Origin of the sequence: Aquirufa regiilacus, from assembly GCF_032470275.1 — a bacterium.
Lineage (GTDB): Bacteria > Bacteroidota > Bacteroidia > Cytophagales > Spirosomataceae > Aquirufa > Aquirufa regiilacus.
Window position 1 is genome coordinate 1191723 of record NZ_JAVNWW010000001.1, and the last position, 21083, is coordinate 1212805.

Genomic DNA, 21083 nt, shown 5'->3' on the forward strand with positions numbered 1-21083 from the left:
TTATGGCTTACATTACACACAAGATCCATTTTGGGAAGGAATTTGTTTTGTCCATTTTCTACCCCTATCGTATTTACTAGGACCCTTGTTGTTTTACTACGTAAAAACCATGGTAACAGACAATCATAAACTAGAAAAATTAGACCTATTACATCTTATACCGGCTATTTTCATCTTCATTAATTGTTTACCCTTCACCACACTCGCCTTTGATCAAAAAGCCAAAATCGCCCACGAAATAATCAATGTAACAGAGAAATATAGTCTAGATTTCCGCTTTGTATCGTTTGAATTCATACTCGTTTCGAGGACCTTGCATTTAGTAACATATTGCATATTTTCGCTCATATATTTCAATTGGTATGCCCGGAAAACGAGGGCCGTATTGGGGCAATTGGCCACAAACCATCAAATCCTCAAAAGATGGATCTATTTACTTTGTGGAATTCAATTCATTATTTCCAGTAATAGTCTATTACATATGCTGACGGTCGTTGGAATCAATTTTGACTTTCAAAGTGACGCATACACTCAAATTTTCACCTCCAAACAGCATTATTTTTCCGTCGCAGGTGGTGGTTTTTTCTTGCAAAATTTCTTCCTGTTTTTGTTCCCCAAAATCCTGTACGGAAATGTTTCTTTCAGCTCAAACAAAGAGACTTCTACTTTTTTCAATGAATTAAAATCGGCTATTCCTAAGAAAAGAAAGCACCTAGAAATCAATGCAGATATTGAAGAAGAATTACAAAGCTATTTACTAACATCCCCCTTTACAAAAAAGGATTTCACATTAGCCCAAATGTCTTTTGACTTAAAAATTTCCGAAAGAGCATTATCATTGTATTTCAACACAGTAATGGGTATAACATTTAGTCAATGGCGTAAAAAAGTCCGTATCGATTACGCTATAGAACTCATGATAGCTGGAGAATCAAAAAAAATAACCATTGAAGCTATTTCTGCAAAAGCAGGTTTTGCTTCTAGGTCAAAATTCATCGATGCGTTTAAAGAGCAAGTTGGAATCACGCCATCGGCCTTTGTAAAGTCTATTGAAATATAAATTTGGACATTAGTTGGAGGACTATCTAGACAAGATTCTTTGTGTCTTTTACACATTGGTCTATAGAGACGAGATACCCCGCGTCTTTTAGACCGTGGACTTTAATCATTAGACATTAGTGACGCGTACTTCGCGTCTAGTCACCAGACTGAAGTCTGGGGTTAATTTATAACCCTAGGCTTCAGCCTAGGGAGAAAAAGCTTCGTCTACTAGACGCGAAGTATCGCGTCTCTAAATCATTTAAATCTCTTGTCCTCTCAACAAATCCTCCATGGTTTCTCGCTTGCGAATAACCCGGGCCACTCCCCCATCCACTAAAACCTCGGCAGGTAAAAAGCGTGAATTATAATGTGAAGCCATCGTGAACCCATAGGCACCGGCATTTGCCAAAGCAATAATGTCGCCTTCTTTGACCTCATTCAATAAGCGTTCATTTTGTTTACCCGCATAATCAAATGAGAATGTATCGGTTTCGCAGATATAACCTGTTACACGATAGTCTTCTTGCTTCGAAGTATCTTGATTAGACGCATTAAAAATGTAGTGGTATGACCCATACATCATCGGGCGAATCAAATGGTTTAAACCTGTATTTATGCCAACGAAGGTTTTCACAGGATCGCGTTTCACAACATTCGTTTCCGCAAGGAAAGTACCAGATTCACTGACCAAAAACTTACCTGGCTCGACCCAAAGGCGCAATTCCCGACCGTATTTTTGACAGAAAGCACGAAAGGCATCACTCATGATTTGGCCTACTTCCTTCATATTCACACCCGGATCTTCTGGTGAATAAGGTACTTTAAAGCCACCTCCTAAGTCGATGATTTGTAAATCCTTAAAATCATACGCAAAATCAAACAGCGCCGAGGCAGCCTGTTCAAAAGTCTTGCCATCCTTGATATCCGAACCGGTATGTTGGTGCAAACCAATGACATTGATTTTATATTTTTCAACAATTGCCAAAATCTCCGGCTTTTGGTGAATTGAAATCCCAAACTTTGATTCTGGATGGGCCGTCATAATCTTCTCATTTCCCCCACCAAAAACATGTGGCTTAATACGAATCAAACAAGGTTGCGATGAACCATACGTTTGGCCAAATTTTTCTAAGACCGACAGATTATCCAAGTTGACAATCGCACCTTTCGAAACAGCATATTCAATCTCTGAAAAATGAACTCCAGAGGGCGTAAACGTAATATTTGCACCCGCATAGCCCGCAATCAAACCCATTTCCAATTCCTGTGGGGAAACGACATCCATATCGACACCATTCGCGCGCATCAAGTGCAAAATAGCTAAATTGGTATTAGCCTTTACCGCATATTTTATAGTCAAATCAATTCCTTCAAATGCAGCTCTCAAAACCGAGATTTTTTCCCTAATTTTGTCGGCATCGTATACATAAAGTGGAGTACCAAATTCATTGGCTAAATCTGTTAAAGGAATGTTCTGAATTGAATAATATGCCATAGGGAAATTTATAAGCCACAAAGATACTAATCAAACGAACATGAAAAGCATAATTATTGCCTTATTCCTGCTTGCACCGCTGTTTGTCTCGGCACAAATTAAAAGTGGACCGATGTTAGGCTATTCCGACATGAAGGAAGTCCTCATTTGGGTTCAAACCGAAAAAGCTGCCCAAGTAAGTATTCGCTACTGGGAAAAAGGGCATAAAACGAAGCATCAAACGGATCCCATCAAAACCGAAAAAGCACAAGCCTTTATCGCGCGAATCATCGCTGATGAGGTCAGCATGGGCAAAAAATACGTATATGAAGTGCTTGTCGATGGTAAAAAAATAAACGTTGATTACCCACTCGAATTTCAAACACAGGAGCTTTGGCAATGGAGAAAAGATCCTCCGGCATTCTCGTTCATTTTTGGGACGTGTAATTATGTAAATGAAACGGAAACCGACAGACCAGGCCGACCGTACGGCGGAGCAGATGAAGTCTATGCCGCCATGCATGCTAAAAAGCCTGATTTCATGCTGTGGGGAGGCGATAATTTTTATTACCGTGAACCGGATTATACCCGCACAGGGATGATACACCGCAACAATCATACACGAAGTGCAAAGGCCATGCAACCGCTGTTGGCCAATGTCCATCACTATGCCATTTGGGATGACCACGACTTTGGTCCGAATGATTCTGATCGTTCATTCCCGATGAAATACACCTCCTTGGAAATGTTTAAAATGTATTGGGGAAATCCGAATTACATTTTTCCAAACGAAGGAATCACGGGCAAATTTCAATGGGCAGATGTTGAGTTTTTCTTGATGGATGACCGTTGGTTTCGGGCACCTAATGAGATTAATGACCACAACAAAGACTATTGGGGTCAAAAACAAATGACTTGGTTACTCGATGCATTAAGCAGTTCAAAAGCTAGCTTCAAAATCATTGTCAATGGAGGACAAGTCGTAAGCCCTGCCAAAATTCTTGAAAACATGGCAAATTACGAGGCAGAGCGAACCTTATTATTAAAAGAACTAAAAAACAGAAATATACCAGGTGTATTATTTTTGACGGGAGATCGCCACATTTCTGATTTAAATAAATTAAATCGCCCAGGGACATATCCCTTATATGATTTAACCGTTTCTCCCATGACAGCTGGGAAATCAGACGCTTTTAAGCAAGACTACAACGAAACACTCGTGGAAGGAACCTTAATTACCGAACGTGCCTTTTCTAAAATAGAAGTTTCAGGGCCATTAAAAGATCGCATACTCAACATAACTTTATACAATGTCAAAGGCGATGTATTATGGACAAAAGCAATTAAATCCACTGAATTAAAATAACATGGAAGTAGTATTAAACCGATTAGATCAAGATTTTCACTTTGAAGCCAAAGGCTCCTCGCCCATCTCCGTGCACATCGATGCTGCGGAGGGAATCGGTGGACATAATGCAGGCGCTCGGCCCATGGAACTACTCCTGATGGGATTGGGCGGCTGTACCGCAATCGATGTGATTTTGATCTTAAAGAAGCAACGCCAAGTGGTGGAAGATTTCCAAATTCGTGTTCAAGGCGATCGGGAGAAAATTGAAGGAACCGAGAAGACTCCTTTCCGACAAATCAATATCCAATTTGAATTATCAGGTCAAATCGACGGGAATAAAGCGCTAAAAGCGATCCAAATGTCGATGGACAAATACTGCTCAGCAACCGCACAATTAGAACCTAGCGCGACCATTACACATTCATTACTTTTAAACGGGGAAACCTTCGAAGCCTAACATGCAAGCATATTTAGATTTATTGACGCATATCAAAGAAAACGGCACCTTTAAATCCGATCGTACCGGAACGGGCACAACCAGTGTTTTTGGCTACCAAATGCGCTTTAACCTCGAAGAAGGCTTTCCTTTGGTTACAACAAAGAAAACGCACCTTAAATCCATCATTTACGAACTTTTATGGTTCCTAAAAGGAGAAACCAATATTCAATACTTGACAGACAACAACGTCAGCATTTGGAACGAATGGGCTGATTCAAACGGTGACCTAGGACCTGTGTATGGTAAGCAGTGGAGAAGTTGGGAAGGCGCCAACGGCGTTGTCATCGACCAAATCAAAGAAGCTGTTCACACATTGAAAACGAATCCCGATTCCCGTCGGATCATTGTCAGTGCTTGGAACGTTGCGGACCTGCCCAAAATGGCTTTAATGCCTTGTCATGCATTCTTTCAGTTCTATGTGGCAGATGGCAAACTATCATGTCAATTATACCAACGTTCTGCTGATGTGTTTTTAGGAGTTCCCTTCAACATAGCATCTTATGCCTTATTGACCATGATGATTGCCCAAGTATGTGACTTAGGCTTAGGAGATTTTGTTTGGACCGGTGGTGATACGCATTTATATAGCAACCACATGGAGCAAGTTGACTTGCAATTATCGAGAACTCCTCGCGCTTTGCCAACGATGAAAATCAATCCAAACGTAAAAGACATTTTAGATTTCCAATTCGAAGACTTCACCTTGGAAGGCTATGATTCTTATCCTGGAATTAAGGCGCCGGTGGCGGTTTAAATAAGGTAAGAGTGAAGAGTGAAGAATTAAGAGGTAAGAGATATTTGGTGAACGCCTAATTGTATTGGTTGATCATTTTGAGCTCGGAAATATTCCGGGCTCATTTTGTTTATATTCAATTCAAAAAAAATTAAAATCCTATCTATAATATTAGCACAAATCATACATAAAATTAAGAATCAATTTACTTTGATGGCCCATAAAAAAGGGCGCGAATTACGCCCTCAATATTCTATTAACTTGTATCTCTTCATTCTTACCTCTTCACTCTTAACTCTTAACTCACCCCTAATTATCAATCACCCCTCCACTCAACACATTACATCCTTTATACTCATCATCAATAAAGATGAAAACATCCTCTTTGGCTTTCAAAAACCATTCCTCAATCGCATCGTTCTTCTTACGCGTTAAGGCGATGTTGGCAATCTTTTGGTAGTCATCCTTCAAGTTGGCATAATGGGGTGCATATTTTGCCTTGTAATACAAAATACGAACGGCTGAACGCCCATCATCTGTCCGGTATGGAATTGGTGTCGAGATGGTACCTACTTTCATGGAATCCAATGAAAAATATAAACCCGGTTCCATCGTACCATCAAAGGGCAAGCGCGTGGAGCGTGATGCCATATCCAACATTAATCCTCCCGCATCTTGCGTCAACTTATCTTCTGAATGTGCACGTGCCGCTTTATCAAACGTCAACGAGTCACGTTGAATGACGATACGCAAACTATCCAAAAAGTGAGTTGGTTCAGTCAAATCCAACTTTTGATAATCCGGACGAATCAAAATATGACGTGCATGATATTCCTGACCACGAACGGCCAATAATTGAATCAAGTGATACCCAAATTCCGATTCTACTACATCGGATAATTGATTCGGTTTCAGTTTTAACGCAGCCGCCTCAAAAGGTGCTACCATTTGACCACGCTTTGAAAAACCTAAATCTCCTCCACGCTTTCCACTTCCTAAATCTTCTGAATATAATTTCGCTAAGTCTTCAAAAGATTCACCTTTTTCGATGCGACGACGGTAATCCATCAAACGACCCACCAGCTCCGCTTTTTGCGTCTTGTTGGGCTGAGCCAAACGTACGATATGACCTACTTCCACCTCGGAAGGTAAATAAGGCAAGGAATCTGTCGGGATACGCGCAAAAAACGCAGAAACCTCCTTTGGAGTAATTTTTACATCACTCGTGATTTTTTCCTGCATTTTACGGCCTGTCAATTGCTCTTTCAAGGATAAACGTAAGTCCTCCTTTAGGTTAACAATCGACTTACCATAGGCCTCAACGATATTTTTCGCTGAACCATATTGTGCCTCCATTTGATCCATACGTGAGCTTAATTCGCCATCAATACGCTTATCATCTACAATGACCGAATCAATTTCAGCTTTGGCCAACATTAATTTATTCACAACCAAACCTTCTAATATCTGACAACGGTTGGGCGTATTAGCCTGGCCACTTGTCAAATACTGGCTGTATTGTTGTTCTACTTCCGATTTAAGAATAAAATGATTATCCACTTTGGCAATAATTTTATCAATCAATGTGCCCTTTTCCGCCTCTTGCGCCTGTGCATTCGCTCCTGCACAAAGCATGACAAATCCCAACAAATACCCTTTCAATTTCATATATTTCATTTTTCTATTGCATGATGCGATTCAACTCTTCCGTTTGTAAAACCACGGGAAAGCGTTGCTTCAAATTCGTTAACCAATCCTTTTCTAATTGCACCTGTAATTCGCGAATAATCGAACTCCGCGACTCATCAAAACGCTTTAAACGCTCAGGCTCCATTTGACTTATTTCTAAGTAAATATGTCGGCCATTCAATTCCTTCGTTTGTTTCCCCACTTCCCAAGCAATACCGTCTAAGAGCGGATTTTGCCCCTTAATGAAATATCCTTCTTCAGCGATTAAACTCTGTGGCTTTATCGCATTAAAGCGCTTAACCACATCATCCATGGATTGTGAATAGAACTTGATGGCTACGCGGGCATTTTTTGCTTTATCCGTCTTTGAGACAGGTTTCAAGGTACCTTCCACGCGCTCGATGATTCGTGCAGCACTAATTCCTTTTTTGACTAAATACCTCACCAAATGATTGACACGTGCCTCAGACAAGGTGTCTGCTTCACTGGCATCCTGATAACCGGCGAGTTCAATCACATAATCGCGATTTTTCGCCATCAGAATAAACAATTCTTGCGCAATCTTATTGGCTCCTTCAATCATTTCAACCTGTCCTAAAGCAAAACCAATATCAGGCAATCGCTTATTCATCGGATAAGGAGATTTCCCCAAAAGTTCCAGACCATCTGCTAAGGTCTTGGGTGTATCAGCGTCAATAATTTTAGCCTTTATGCGAGCAGGCATCGTAAATTGAGCTGCATGCGACTGAAAATAAGCTTGTTGGCGCAAGCTATCCAATGACTTCTCAAAGATCTCCTGATCAATTATTTTGCTGTATAAATTCCCCTCAAAAAACTCCTGCATCTGCTCTTTAAAGGCAGGATACTTTGTTTCCAGATTCTTCTCTTCTTCTTCTAACGTATGAATATCGATGAATTCGTCCAACCAAGTACGCTCCGTAATACTAGGCAAATAACCCAGGGCCTTTAATTTTTTCTTTTGTTGGGCCACAATAAACTGATAAAAATCTTGAATCGTCCAAGTCTTTTCAGACACCTGCAACAATGGCATTTTCAAATAATACTCATCCCCGATTCGGTCCTGTGCAAAACGCTCCAATGCGAGCTTCTCCGCTGCTTCTAGAACCACAACTTTATTTTCAGACTTCACGCGCTTCATAAATGAAGTACGAATCAAGGCACTACGCTCTGGGTCTGTTACAACTTTTTGGCGCAAATATTCGGCCATTTCATCGTAACTCAATAAAGGCTTTTTATCCAATAATTTAAATATCTGCCAACCGAGATTTGTACGAATAGGCTCCGTGTAATCCCCTAAACGCTGAATGGTGAATAGTTTACTTTGCAATTCCTCCGACAAATCCGAAGAATAATACCACCGGCGCAATTCTCCACCACGACCTTTCGAATAAGGATCTTCAGAATAATTCTTACAAATCAATTCAAAGGACTCATCCCCTTTTTCGAGGTATTTCTGTACTTGATCAATGCGATTTTTCGCATCCACTTGTAGATTAGTTGCCGCATTCACGGGAACAGAAACCAAAATATGCGCTAACCGAATCTTACCTTGGTTGGGCCGGACATCTAAAATCTTAATCAAATGATAACCGGCTGAAGTTCGAACGATTCCAGAGATCCCTCCTTTTTCAAGCGCATATACGGCATTTTCAAAAGCATATTGCGTTTGCAAACTCGTCACAAAACCAATATTTCCACCTTTCAAAGCCGATAAATCATCCTCTGAAAACTTCTTAGCTAAGTCCTCAAAAATTTCACCTGCCAAAACACGTTTGCGAATATTATCAATTTTCTGATATGCAATCAGCGTATCGGCAATGCTTGGATTTTGAGCCAATTTGACCAAAATATGACCCACCTGTTTCTCGAATTTCAACCGCTGATACGCTTCCTTAACCAATGCCTCCGACTTCTCCCCATCAATCAAATATGGACTAGCAAGCTCTTTTCGGAAGCTTTGATATTCATCTTGAAATGCTGGTGATTGTGGAATTTTAGCATCTTCAGCCGCTAAAATCTTCAATTGATAATCGATGTAATCTGATAAAAACTTCTGCTTATTGTCAGACTTAATACTATCACTTTCCAATAAACGACGGTAATCTTTCTCGAATAACGCGGCAGATATCTTTTTGCTTCCCAGTTGAATGGGCGCATCTTGCTGTGCCCACAAGGATAGTGGTAACAGACAACATAAACCAAGCAAGCATTTAAAGGGAAACCTAAAATTCATTTTCTAACGTGATTACACACAAGTCGACAAAATTACACAAAAACCTGCAATTAACCGGCCTAATTCTTTATTCATTTACATGGATTCGATAGGCGTAAGCATACTGATAGGCATTCAATCCTGCCCGACCGCCTTTCCAATTCCCGCGTTTAAATCGGGTTAATCTTCCTTTCTTTATTTCAGACCAATCCCATTGTAATTCAGAAACCCCGATTAAATCCCGACCGTCCTGCTTCGACCAATAATCCAAACAAATACTACCTAATCGAGCACCCCACAAAAACCAAGAAACAGGATTACTGACGGAACTCCACTCGACTAACATCATGGGAATCTGCAACATGCCACCCCATTGGTTAACTTGTTTCAACAAATGTTGGTCTTTCGAATAATCATCCAACTCCCACAAAGACACTTGGACGCCCAATTGCTCGCCAGGATTTAACTGAATCCGCAAAGCAGGAATCGAATCCAAGGCTATTTTTTGCCCTTGGCGAATACCTCCTAAAAATCGGGACGCAGATTCCATACGCAGAATTTTGCCGTCTTTGATGGCCACAACATTGTATTCCACCCAAAGCTCATCTTTCAGATTCATATTCTCTTGAATATCGTAGGCGGTTATGGAGGCCAACTTCAAATTAACTTGTCGAGGACTTTCCGCAGGTTTTACTGCTAAAGGCGTCGTAGACAAAACAGGTGGAATACTTGTTCGCCGACAAGCAATCATCGACAGCAAAGCAAGAAAATAAACGAATTTACGCATGTTTAGCAGCTGGCTCTTGTTGGGTCAAGCAGTGAAAACTCCCCTGTCCCCAAATAATTTTCTTCGCCGAAAGACCTATAACGGGACGATCAGTGAAAAATTGTGCGAGCCTTTCCAAGGCAAAAGCATCTTGTGCACAATCAAAAGTAGGCACCAATACGCCCGCATTGCAGATATAAAAGTTTGCATAGGAACCGGGAGCGCGGAATTCATCAATGACAACCGCAGCAGGCATCGGGATTTCGACGATATTCAGTGGTTTACCGTTTGGTAAGCGCATCGCTTGCAGCTCGCGTAGATTTTGGGCTAGTACCGCATGATTTTCATCTTGCTCATTCGGCTCTACCATGGCGATGACCGTATCTTCATTCACAAAGCGAACCGTATCATCGATATGCCCATCGGTATCATCCCCCACAATCCCATCAGATACCCAAAGAACCTGCTCAACACCGTAATAATCACATAAATATTGTTCGATTTGCGCTTGGCTTAGATGTGGGTTTCGGTTCGGATTTAACAGACATGAGCGACTCGTCAAAACCGTCCCTGCCCCATTAAAATCAACAGAACCGCCTTCCATGATAATTCCTGGAATCACTTTGTTAAGGCCTAAAATCGAGGCAATGCGCGTTGGAGATTCATTATCCGAGTCAAATGGCGGATATTTTCCTCCCCAAGCATTATAACCCCAATCAACAAGTAGACGTTCATCGCCGGATTGATTAACCAAAATTGCAGGTCCATGATCCCGACACCAAGCATCGTTCGTAGGCTGAATGTGCAAACGAATTTGCGACTCTTCAATTCCATAAACAGCTAATTGCGATTTAATAAAAGCAGCTAACTGATCATCATTCACTTGAATATTAACAATTTCCCCAACCGAGATAGCCTTAATCAAGGCAAAATATTCGGGATACATATCTGCTAATTTATCGCCTTGCCAAGAATGATCATTGTGCGGAAACGTAATCCAAGTGGACTCGTGCGCATCCCATTCCGCAGGAAAATAAAAGCCTAATTCTTTCGGTGTTTTCATCTTATAATTGCGCAATAATCCGCAAGCCTTCTAACGTAATCAATTTGTTCACTTCATCAAAATACTGCTCCAATGGCGTCAAAATAGACGAAAGGCCTCCAGTTGCGATCACTTTAACCTCTACTTTTCGCTCCGCCTTCACGCGAGCAATCATTTCCTTTACCATCCCTACGTAACCCCACAATATCCCTGATTGAATAGCCGAAACCGTATCAAATCCTAATGCGGAAACCGGCATCTCCAAAGGTACTTCGGGTAATTGGGCCGTTTGAGAAAAAAGAGATTTCACAGCTGTCTTTAATCCTGGGGCAATCGAAACACCTTGCATTTTACCCGTTTGATCAACCAAGGTAAACGTTAAGGCCGTACCAAAATCTACAATCAAGACTTCCGCATCATAATGATGATGTGCGTAAACGGAATTCGCAACCAAATCGGCCCCAATTTCGTCCGGACTCACCACTTCTACAGGCAAGGATTTATATAAGTCGGGCCCCATGATTTTCACAGGAAAACCAACCCAATGCTCTAAGCCTTTTTGAATTTGAATCAGCACAGGCGGAACCACGGAACTAATTAATACAGATTCAACTTTTACAGCATCAAATCCCTTTTCCGCTAGTTCTTTTTGAATCCAATGTTCCAAACGAATCGCCGTCCATGGCTGATGTGTAGGAGTGCGAAGATGAACTTGCCAGCCCTCCGAAGTATAAAATCCACAGACAATGTCCGTGTTACCAATGTCAACGACTAAATGCATATAAATTATTGTGGTAAATCTTTTTCTAAACCAGCCGATAAGATCGGGAATCGCAACCACGATTTGGGATCTAAACTGTAATCATCCACATGGAAACCTGGCGCATAACGCTCTCTTTTCCATTGATTTCGAGCCCATAGACGAAAGAATCGATGGATAAATCCATTCAATTGTTCGCTACTAAATTGCGCACCATAAACTCGTTTCAGCGATTCGAAACAAGCCGCAGGACTTTGATGTTCATAAAACGACCAACGCTCTAAGGCATTCAATATCGGATAAGGCATCAAATCTTCCTCATCCACCTGCTTTGTATCCAAAGGTCGTAATTCTGCGCTCGGCTCTAATTGGTTGACATGTGCCAAACCTGCCACCCGCCATAGACCGTCCAATCCTTCCTTCTCCATCCAACGCAACCACGTACGTAAATACGCTTTATCAATACCGGCAATCGGGGAAATCGACCCCGACGTATCGCCATCCATTGTAGCATAGCCTACACTGGCTTCCGAGCGATTAGAGGTCGCTAACAATAAGGCATTCTTGATATTGGCCAACATCCACGCGCTCGGGGCACGGACACGTGCCTGCACATTTTGCAAGGTAATATCATCCTGCTCCCAAGTCAAAGGACGTTGGATTGTTGATTCAATAAGACTTCGATATCCTTGAACCAAGGCATCTATTTCAATTTCGTGATGTTGAGTTCCAATGCTAACAGCCAAAGCTGCAGCTGAAATCCGCGTATCCGCTGATGAATTAACTGTTCCTTGGTATATTGTGGTCATCAGTTGACGCAATAAATCTGCTTCATGCGCACACGTATTCATCCAAGGAATAAAGGCCAAACGCTTTTGAACACCGGCCCAACCCAATTCTTCCACAGCCAAATGAATAGCAGAAGCACATAAGGAAGCTATCGCGGAGGAATCTGCTCCACCAGAAAGGGAAATAACATATCCATACGAGTACGATTTCCGTAAATAATCCCACAAGCCCAAGGCAATGGAACGTGCAAATTCTTCCTCTTTAATGTATTTAGTTGATTCCCAAGTCGAAATTTCAGGAACAATCGGCTTCGCTGTTTGGCTCGACAATGCACCCATTTGAATCAAATCATCTGCATGCGATGTAAAGCCATTGACATCAATCGTAGCGCTGATTACTTGCGAATCCTGAAAAGAAAAGCGCTTCGTTTGTGCTAAAATCTTCCCATCCTGAGCAATATATGCATCTCCATCAAAGATCGTTCGCCCCGATTCGTTGCCGAGTAAGTTGGCAAATACATACGCCCCCTGAATAATCGATGCGCCCTCCAAAGCAAGTTGTTGGCGTACCTTCGATTTCCCAAATGAAAAATGCGAGGCGGTCGGGTTGCAAATAAATGATACGCCGCGTTTCGCTAAAGCATGTGCCGGCCGCTTCTCCCCCTCCCAAGCATCTTGACAAATCTCGACACCAAAACAAATATCTCCTAATCCAAGTCGGTAGTCACCGAACGGAATACCTTGAATGACCGTTCGAATTCCTGCGGGCCAAGCGCTAAACCAGCGGGCTTCGTAATGTAGTCCTTCGTTTGCCAAAAATTGTTTGGGAATGTACGCCTGTATTTTTCCCTGATAGAGAACGGCAACGACATTGTATAAGTTGGCTTCAAAGGAAAGTGGAAGACCCACCAACAAAACGGTATCCTTCGAATAATCGAGCAATTTATGCACATATTCTTGTGCTTTTTCCTGCGTAAACGGCGAAAAGAATTGATCTTCACAACCGTAACCCGTCAAACACATTTCTGGGAAACACACTAAATTCGCGCCAGCATCCGCAGCCACTTGAATCGCCCCAAGTATGCGCTGAAAATTCCCTTCCCAATCCAAAGGGGTTTGATTTAATACTCCGGCGGCCACATGAATTTTCGGCATATTATCTAGGCTTTTGGGCTGAAACTTTAGGACTAGGCTTAAAAATTCGATTCAATAATTGCTTGGGCTTGGATTCCTTTTTCGCCAATTCGGAATAAGAAACCGAGCGAACGTGCTTATATCGCGGCGTCCACATCCAAGATAAAGCTTCGTGCGGACGGTAATAATTTTCTCCATGACGATGTTCCACACGCACATGACAGGTGGCACGAGGGCATCGCGCCGACCAGCATCCTGCCAAACTAAGGCAAAAAACACAGCCTAAGACTAGCAATAAAAAGGTTCTGGAAAAATCTCTATGTACCATGTAACATCAAAAAGAATTCATTCATCAATTAGAACGAATCCTAATTAGTTAAATTACAAATCAACCCGTATTTTTACATCGAATTTAGGCCAATATGGAATTAAACACCAAAGATATAAAATCGGTTTTAAAAAGAGGTGATTTTGAATACCCCGTCATGGAATCTTTTTACACGATTCAGGGCGAAGGGAAATATCAAGGCCATGCTGCCTATTTCATCCGATTAGGCGGTTGCGATGTGGGTTGTCACTGGTGCGATGTCAAAGAATCTTGGCCTGTGGATATCCATCCCCTTAAGTCGGTTGACACCTTATTAAATGAAGCATTAGCCTTTCCCGGCAGATTAGTTGTCATTACGGGAGGAGAACCTTTGATGCACGATTTAGACCCATTGACAGCAGCTTTTCAAGCAGCGGGCTTTCGCACGCACATAGAAACTTCTGGCGTTTGCGAGACGTTCACGGGCACATGGGACTGGATTTGTTTTTCACCTAAGAAATTCAAAGAGCCGAATCCCGCAATCCTTCCCTTTGTGCACGAATTAAAGGTGGTAATTTTTCACCCATCCGATGTGGCTTGGGCGCAAGAATGGGCAAGTAAAATTAATTCGAACGCACATTTATACATGCAACCGGAATGGTCGAAGCAAGTTAGCATGAATCCATTGATTGTAGAATTTGTAAAAGCCAATCCAATTTGGCAAATTTCGGTTCAAACACATAAATTCCTACAAATCCCTTAGGCATGTTGGTCTGGCTCATTCCTTTCTTGACTTTATTTGAGCCTAACGATTCGACAAGCTTGGTAAGCGCTGACCCGGTGATCAATGCCTATCGGACGCAATACTTTCCACAATTTTTACCGAACCAACAAAAAATGTACTTCACGGTTCGAAAGGAAATGAATTCGGATGAGGAAATCTATTATGCCAACTGGAAGGAAGGTCATTTTGAGACTCCCCTACCCATCACGGAATTAAATCAAGAAAACAACGAAGGAACGCCCACCTTTTCAGCGGATGGCTTGTATATGATCTTTTCAGGCTGCGAATATCCGAATTCCTTTGGAGGCTGTGATTTATATGAAACAAAATGGATTGAAGGCTCCTGGACGAAGCCGAAAAACCTAGGATTCCGCGTGAATAGCCACGACTGGGAAGGCCAACCGCATTTAAGCCATGATGGCACCCAACTGTTTTTCGCATCAGACAGGCCCGGAGGATTGGGAAAAAGAGACCTTTGGCTATCCGAGAAAGATGACATGGGGCAATGGAAATTCCCGGTCAACTTAGGCGCGAGCATCAACAGCCCTGAGGACGAACAAGGGCCATTTTTATTGGGCAGTAAACAACGCTTCATCTTCTCCAGTAACAAAAAAGGCGGTTTAGGAGGCTTGGATTTTTATCAAATCACATACCCGATTGCGCAGAATAAGGCCAAAGCCATTACAAAAATCAATACAGATTACCACGATGCAGGGATAACACCGAGTGAAAAGCCTGAATTTTATTACATTTCACGTCGGTTAAATAAACCTCAACAAGATTTAGGCATCGTTCGCGTATATATCCCTGATTCCACCTTTGAGGAACCCAAACAAAGCATTGTATTCGAGCAAATCAAATTTGATGACATCGAATTCGAGACCAATGTTTGGCAACTGGATTCCATTCCAGCGAGTTTGCGTCAACTAGCGAGCTATTTAAAGCAAAATCCAGCTAAGCAAGTCGAGATTCAAGGACACACCGATGAAGTTGGCGGCGCGGAAAAGAACCAAACGCTTTCTGAGAAAAGAGCCCTAAGCATCAAAATGTATTTAATGCAAAATCAAATTCACGCGGACCGAATCAAAACAATCGGATTTGGGAACACGATGCCTAAAATTAAAAATCCGACAGCTTTGGAACGAAAACAAAACCGTCGGATTGAAATTATCTTGCATTAACGCTTCTTGCGTTTTTTGGCCTTGCGCTTTTTGGCTTTCTTCTTTTTGCTCGACTTTTTGCGTATCGGTGTAGGATGCTCTGCTTTAGCAAGGGAATCTCGTTTCAATAGAAAGGTTTGCAACGAATCGGTTAATTCCACTTGACTCAGTGGACGAACCTTTACTTTCGATATACCATAAGATACCAATCCTAATTCTTGTGCAGCCACTTTCGAGACATCGATTACCCCACCACGCAAGAATGGTCCGCGGTCATTCACGCGAACTATTGTCTTTTTACCCGTTTTAGGAAATTCTACTTCGACCCAGGTTCCGAAAGGAAGCGTACGGTGTGCCGCTGAAAAAACAAAAGGATGATAAGGTTCTCCCGAAGTCGTTTTGTGCCCCCAATGGCGCACGTGGTAAAACGTTCCGAGACCTTGCTGTGTTTGTGCGTGAAGGCTCGTGATGGCCAACAAGCCTAGCAGGAAGACATGTTTTATTTGCTTCATAGCTGGCAAAATTAGCCCCTTAATGTTGATAAAACAAAAAGGCCCTCACAATGGAGGGCCTTCTTAACAAATCTTAAAGCGGATTAACGCTTGTTGATATCGACAAAAGCACGTGGCGTCGCACCTACATAAATTTGACGAGGACGTCCGATTGGCTCCTTATTCGTCATCATTTCTTGATGCTGTGCAATCCAACCTGGAAGACGACCAATCGCGAAAAGAATCGTAAACATGTTTGTTGGGATTCCTAACGCACGGTAAATAATTCCTGAATAGAAATCCACGTTTGGATACAACTTACGTGCCACGAAATACTCATCGCTTAACGCAGCTGCTTCTAATTCCTGAGCAATTTTTAAAATCGGATCTTGTACTCCAAGGGCACTCAACACATCGTCAGCCGCTTTCTTAATGATACGCGCACGAGGATCAAAATTCTTGTAGACACGGTGACCAAAACCCATCAAACGGAAACCCGAATTCTTATCCTTCGCCATTTCAATGAACTTCGCTGTGTCACCACCTGCTTGTTTAATCTCTTCCAACATCTCAATAACCGCTTGATTAGCACCGCCGTGTAACGGACCAAACAAAGCCATAATTCCACCAGAAATACTCGAGAACAAACTTGCATGAGATGAACCAATCAAACGAACCGTCGATGTAGAGCAGTTTTGCTCATGGTCTGCGTGTAAGATCAATAACTTATTCATCGCTTTGGAAACAATCGAATTAACTTCATATGCTTCACCTGGTTTCGCAAACATCATTTTCAAGAAGTTTGAGCAATAATCCAAGGATTGATCTGGAGCAACGATGCCTTCACCAATACTCTTCTTGTAATTCCAAGCAGCGAAAATTGGCAATGCAGCTAATAAACGTAAAATATTATCTTCTTTCTCATCCGTTGAATATTGACCTTCCATTAAACCTACCAAAGCAGACAATTCACTCATCGGGTGCGTTGACGTAGGAATAACTTGCGCAATGTTCAATAAAGCTTGATTAGCAACGGTATATTTTTGAACAGCAGCTTCAAAGGCGTCTAATTGTGCTTGCGTAGGTAATTCACCATGCAACAACAAATAGGCAACTTCTAAGAAACTAGCTTTGTCGGCAAGTTCTTCAATGCTATACCCGCAATGTCTTAAGATTCCTTCTTCACCATCTAAAAACGTAATGGCACTTTTCGTCGCGCCTGTATTTTTATAACCCGGATCGTAGGTAATATAACCTGTCAAATCACGTAATTTGGCGATATCGATGGCTTTTTCGTGTTCTGTACCTGCTAACGTAGGTAATTCGAAACTCTTACCATCCACATTGATCACTGCATTTTGAGACATAATCTTAATAAATATAATGTATAAGGTCTAGCAATTTAAAACAGCCTAGTACTGTTCTTTAAATTCAAGCCTCTAAGATAATACGATATTTTGAAAGGTTGATTACCTTTATTAATCCAATTAAAATAAATTTAATTAACACAATTTTTTCTTTGCATATTTCAAAAAATATTGATTTTATGGCTCTCATCTCTGAATTATTCAAAAGCTACTCTTTTAGCGCGCAAGAGCGGTTTCTTCAATACGTACAAATTGATACGCAATCCGATCCGACTTCCTCGAGTTGCCCTACCACTTCGAAACAAAAAAATCTGGGAAAGGTTTTGGTGCAGGAGTTCATTGATCTGGGTATTTCAAATGCTGAATTAGACGAACTAGGTTATGTATACGCATTTCTACCTAGCAATGTACCTCAGGAGGTACCCGGCATATTCTTTTGTTCCCACATGGATACCTCACCGGATTGTTCCGGAGAAAATGTAAAACCAATCGTTCACGCTAGTTACCAAGGCCAAGACCTGATCTTGCCCGATGACCCTAACGTCATCATCCGATTGACAGAGCACCCTGATTTATCCGAACAAATGGGGAATGACATCATTACGGCAAGTGGTTCCACGCTATTAGGGGCTGATAATAAAGCAGGGCTTGCCGAAATCATGGATGCGGTGGCATTTTGGGCCCAACATCCCGAAGTTCCCCATGGACCTATCACGATCGTATTTACACCCGATGAGGAAGTTGGCCGAGGAGCCGACCACATTAATCTTGCGAAGATTAACGCCCAGTTTGGATATACGCTTGACGGCGAAAAACGTGGGCACCTCGAAAATGAGACCTTTTCAGCAGATAGTTTTCACATCTACATTCAAGGGGTATCCCAGCATCCGGGATTTGCGAAAGGTCGCATGGAAAGTGCCCTGAAAATTGCAGCTGAGATTATCGCAAACTTACCGCAAGAAACGTTTAGCCCAGAAACAACGGAGGAAAAGGAAGGATTTATTCACCCGACGGACATTTCAGGCAGTGTTGAGGAAGCTCAAATCGATTTTATACTTCGAGATTTTGACACGAGCAAACTCATCGAATATGGGGAGAAATTAAAACAAATCACACATGCGGTTTTGAAAAATTATCCCCGTTCATCTGTGCGTTTTGAACAAAGAGAGCAATATCGAAACATGTATGAGGTGCTTCAGCATCATCCCCATTGCATGGATTTCGCCATGGAAGCCATGCGTTTGGCCGGTTTACATCCGGAGACCCGCTCCATCCGAGGTGGTACGGACGGATCTCGTTTGACATTTATGGGTCTACCCTGCCCGAACATCTTTGCAGGCGAGCATGCATTCCACAGCAAGCAAGAGTGGGTATCCGTTCAGGACATGAACAAGGCTACCGAAACTGTGATTTATTTAGCGGGGTTGGTGGCTGAAAATGGACTTTAGACATTAGACGTTGGACGTTAGTCGTTGGACGTTGGACTGTAGAGACACGACACCTCTCGTCTATTTTCTTTGGCAAACCTTCCAGGATTGCCAAAGTTTGAGACGCATGAAATGCGGCGATTAGAGACACGACACCTCTCGTCTATTTTCTTTGGCAAACCTTCCAGGATTGCCAAAGTTTGAGACGCATGAAATGCGGCGATTAGAGACACGATACCTCTCGTCTATTTTCTTTGGCAAACCTTCCAGGATTGCCAAAGTTTGAGACGCATGAAATACGGCGATTAGACGCTAGGCGTTTGTCCCTAGACTAAAGTCTGAGGTTACACTTTTAATAACCCCAGGCTTCAGCCTGGGGAATCGGCGTGAAAAACGCCACAAACTTTGGCAATCCTCGAAGAATTGCCAAAGAAAAAAAACAAAAAAGGCGCGAAAATCGCGCCTTTCAAATCTTATTCCCACTCAATCGTTGCCGGTGGTTTCGACGAAATGTCATACACCACGCGATTAACGCCTTTGACCTGGTTAATAATTTCATTCGATATACGACCCAAGAACGGATAAGGCAAATGACACCAGTCGGCCGTCATACCATCCACACTCGTTACCGCACGCAAGGCAACTACCTGCTCATACGTACGTTCATCGCCCATTACACCCACGGATTGAACTGGCAACAAGATAGCACCTGCTTGCCACACTTGGTCATATAGACCTTCCGACTTTAATCCATTGATGAAAATGGCATCTACTTTTTGAAGAATATCCACCTTCTCTGGCGTGATATCACCCAAAATACGAATACCTAATCCCGGACCTGGGAATGGGTGACGCCCTAAAATTTCTTGTGGAATCCCTAACGTTTTACCTACCAAACGAACTTCATCCTTAAATAAAGCTTCTAAAGGCTCAACAATCTTCAACTTCATAAAGTCCGGCAAACCACCCACATTGTGATGTGACTTGATGGTCGCACTTGGCCCCTTCAAGGAAACCGACTCAATTTTATCTGGATAAATCGTTCCTTGTCCTAACCAAGAAACACCCTCAATCAAATGCGCCTCCTCATCAAAAACCTCAATAAAGGTCTTTCCGATCGCCTTACGCTTCAATTCCGGATCTGATAATCCTTTCAACGCATCATAGAAACGTTGCTTCGAATTTACCCCCTTGACATTCAAGCCTAAGGTATGATAAGATTCCAACACTTGCTCAAATTCATCTTTGCGCAAAAGCCCATTATCAACGAAAATACAATATAAATTCTTGCCTATCGCGTGGTGCAATAATACCGCCGCAACGGAACTATCAACGCCTCCCGACAAACCTAATACCACTTTATCTGATCCGATTTTGGCCTTCAATTCAGCAACCGTACGATCCACAAATGAATCTGACGTCCACGTAGGTGCACATCCACAAATACCCAACACGAAGTTTTGAATCAAAATACTTCCCTCTGTAGAGTGTGTTACTTCTGGGTGAAATTGAATCCCGTAGATCGGCTTTGAAACGTGTGCAAATGCTGCCACACGAACTGTTTCTGTCGAACCAATTAACTCATATTCAGCAGGCAATTCCATGATCGTATCACCATGTGACATCCAAACCTGGCCTGTAGCAGATAATCCCTTCAACAAAGGACTTTCCTTCACACTCGTCATATGTGCCCGACCGTATTCACGGTGTCCTGAATTTTGAACGGAGCCTCCTCCTTGATGAGCCAACAATTGAGCACCATAGCAAATACCTAAAATAGGTAAGCTGCCAAACAAACTCAAATCAACACGTGGAGAATCTTCTTCACGAACGGAACATGGACTTCCAGATAAAACAATCCCTTTCACCGAATCATCGATTTCAGGAATGTGGTTAAAAGGATGAATTTCACAATATACTTGTGCCTCACGAATACGACGCGCAATTAATTGCGTCACTTGAGAACCAAAGTCGAGGATAATAATTTTTTCCGCCATAAAGCCTTTTGCTTAAAAATAAACGGCAAAGGTCGCAATTTCT

18 protein-coding genes are annotated in these 21083 nt (G+C 42.2%); 7 read left to right on the forward strand and 11 right to left on the reverse strand.

Going from position 1 to position 21083, the window contains the following annotated elements:
- The first annotated feature begins 481 nt into the window (after positions 1 to 481).
- Positions 482 to 1060 (forward strand): helix-turn-helix domain-containing protein, encoded by a 579-nt coding sequence (locus PQG45_RS05260; RefSeq protein ID WP_315575157.1) that lies wholly within the window; start codon positions 482 to 484, stop codon positions 1058 to 1060.
- Positions 1061 to 1300: 240 nt separating this feature from the next.
- Here PQG45_RS05260 and lysA read toward each other — a convergent pair whose 3' ends face one another.
- Entirely contained in the window at positions 1301 to 2536 is a 1236-nt protein-coding gene (lysA, locus tag PQG45_RS05265) for a diaminopimelate decarboxylase (RefSeq protein ID WP_316070384.1), read from the reverse strand.
- 40 nt (positions 2537 to 2576) lie between these two features.
- On the opposite strand from lysA, the gene PQG45_RS05270 reads away from it, so the two are divergent.
- From PQG45_RS05270 to PQG45_RS05280, 3 genes are read left to right on the forward strand one after another with little or no spacing between them, the layout of a single operon-like run.
- Complete coding sequence (locus tag PQG45_RS05270; RefSeq protein WP_316070385.1) at positions 2577 to 3881, forward strand: alkaline phosphatase D family protein; 1305 nt, start codon at positions 2577 to 2579, stop codon at positions 3879 to 3881.
- A 1-nt stretch (position 3882) separates the two neighbouring features.
- Complete coding sequence (locus PQG45_RS05275; RefSeq protein ID WP_315575151.1) at positions 3883 to 4320, forward strand: OsmC family protein; 438 nt, start codon at positions 3883 to 3885, stop codon at positions 4318 to 4320.
- 1 nt (position 4321) lies between these two features.
- Positions 4322 to 5116, forward strand: coding sequence for a thymidylate synthase (locus tag PQG45_RS05280; RefSeq protein WP_315575149.1), 795 nt, complete (start codon positions 4322 to 4324; stop codon positions 5114 to 5116).
- Positions 5117 to 5404: 288 nt separating this feature from the next.
- Here the strand turns inward: PQG45_RS05280 and PQG45_RS05285 are convergent, their stop codons facing one another.
- The 7 genes from PQG45_RS05285 to PQG45_RS05315 form a co-directional block, all read right to left on the reverse strand.
- Positions 5405 to 6763: a peptidylprolyl isomerase gene (locus PQG45_RS05285; protein WP_315575148.1), complete on the reverse strand. Its 1359-nt coding sequence runs from the start codon at positions 6761 to 6763 to the stop codon at positions 5405 to 5407.
- A gap of 13 nt (positions 6764 to 6776) precedes the next feature.
- Entirely contained in the window at positions 6777 to 9038 is a 2262-nt protein-coding gene (locus PQG45_RS05290; RefSeq protein WP_316070386.1) for a peptidylprolyl isomerase, read from the reverse strand.
- Between the two features lie 67 nt (positions 9039 to 9105).
- On the reverse strand, positions 9106 to 9804 hold the full coding sequence (locus tag PQG45_RS05295) for a hypothetical protein (protein WP_316070387.1): 699 nt from the start codon (positions 9802 to 9804) through the stop codon (positions 9106 to 9108).
- A complete protein-coding gene (locus PQG45_RS05300; RefSeq protein ID WP_316070388.1) occupies positions 9797 to 10846 on the reverse strand; it encodes an agmatine deiminase family protein in 1050 nt (349 codons plus the stop codon). Before PQG45_RS05300 ends, PQG45_RS05295 begins: the two co-directional genes overlap by 8 nt.
- Position 10847: 1 nt before the next feature.
- On the reverse strand, positions 10848 to 11606 hold the full coding sequence (locus PQG45_RS05305) for a type III pantothenate kinase (protein WP_316070389.1): 759 nt from the start codon (positions 11604 to 11606) through the stop codon (positions 10848 to 10850).
- Between the two features lie 5 nt (positions 11607 to 11611).
- The gene (nadE, locus tag PQG45_RS05310) at positions 11612 to 13528 is read right to left on the reverse strand and encodes an NAD(+) synthase (RefSeq protein WP_316070390.1); all 1917 of its coding nucleotides are present in this window, start codon (positions 13526 to 13528) and stop codon (positions 11612 to 11614) included.
- Between the two features lies 1 nt (position 13529).
- Complete coding sequence (locus PQG45_RS05315) at positions 13530 to 13835, reverse strand: hypothetical protein (protein ID WP_316070391.1); 306 nt, start codon at positions 13833 to 13835, stop codon at positions 13530 to 13532.
- 94 nt (positions 13836 to 13929) lie between these two features.
- On the opposite strand from PQG45_RS05315, the gene PQG45_RS05320 reads away from it, so the two are divergent.
- Both PQG45_RS05320 and PQG45_RS05325 read left to right on the forward strand, forming a co-directional pair.
- Positions 13930 to 14577, forward strand: a complete 648-nt coding sequence (locus tag PQG45_RS05320; protein ID WP_316070392.1) for a 7-carboxy-7-deazaguanine synthase QueE — start codon at positions 13930 to 13932, stop codon at positions 14575 to 14577.
- Between the two features lie 2 nt (positions 14578 to 14579).
- Positions 14580 to 15779: an OmpA family protein gene (locus PQG45_RS05325; RefSeq protein WP_316070393.1), complete on the forward strand. Its 1200-nt coding sequence runs from the start codon at positions 14580 to 14582 to the stop codon at positions 15777 to 15779.
- On the opposite strand, the gene PQG45_RS05330 is transcribed toward PQG45_RS05325, so the two are convergent.
- A complete protein-coding gene (locus tag PQG45_RS05330) occupies positions 15776 to 16270 on the reverse strand; it encodes a septal ring lytic transglycosylase RlpA family protein (protein ID WP_316070394.1) in 495 nt (164 codons plus the stop codon). The genes PQG45_RS05325 and PQG45_RS05330 overlap by 4 nt on opposite strands.
- Positions 16271 to 16353: 83 nt before the next feature.
- Positions 16354 to 17616 (reverse strand): citrate synthase, encoded by a 1263-nt coding sequence (locus tag PQG45_RS05335; RefSeq protein ID WP_316070395.1) that lies wholly within the window; start codon positions 17614 to 17616, stop codon positions 16354 to 16356.
- Positions 17617 to 17795: 179 nt separating this feature from the next.
- On the opposite strand from PQG45_RS05335, the gene pepT reads away from it, so the two are divergent.
- Complete coding sequence (pepT, locus tag PQG45_RS05340; RefSeq protein ID WP_316070396.1) at positions 17796 to 19064, forward strand: peptidase T; 1269 nt, start codon at positions 17796 to 17798, stop codon at positions 19062 to 19064.
- A 452-nt stretch (positions 19065 to 19516) separates the two neighbouring features.
- On the opposite strand, the gene guaA is transcribed toward pepT, so the two are convergent.
- Positions 19517 to 21040, reverse strand: coding sequence for a glutamine-hydrolyzing GMP synthase (guaA, locus tag PQG45_RS05345; RefSeq protein WP_316070397.1), 1524 nt, complete (start codon positions 21038 to 21040; stop codon positions 19517 to 19519).
- Between the last annotated feature and the right edge of the window lie 43 nt (positions 21041 to 21083).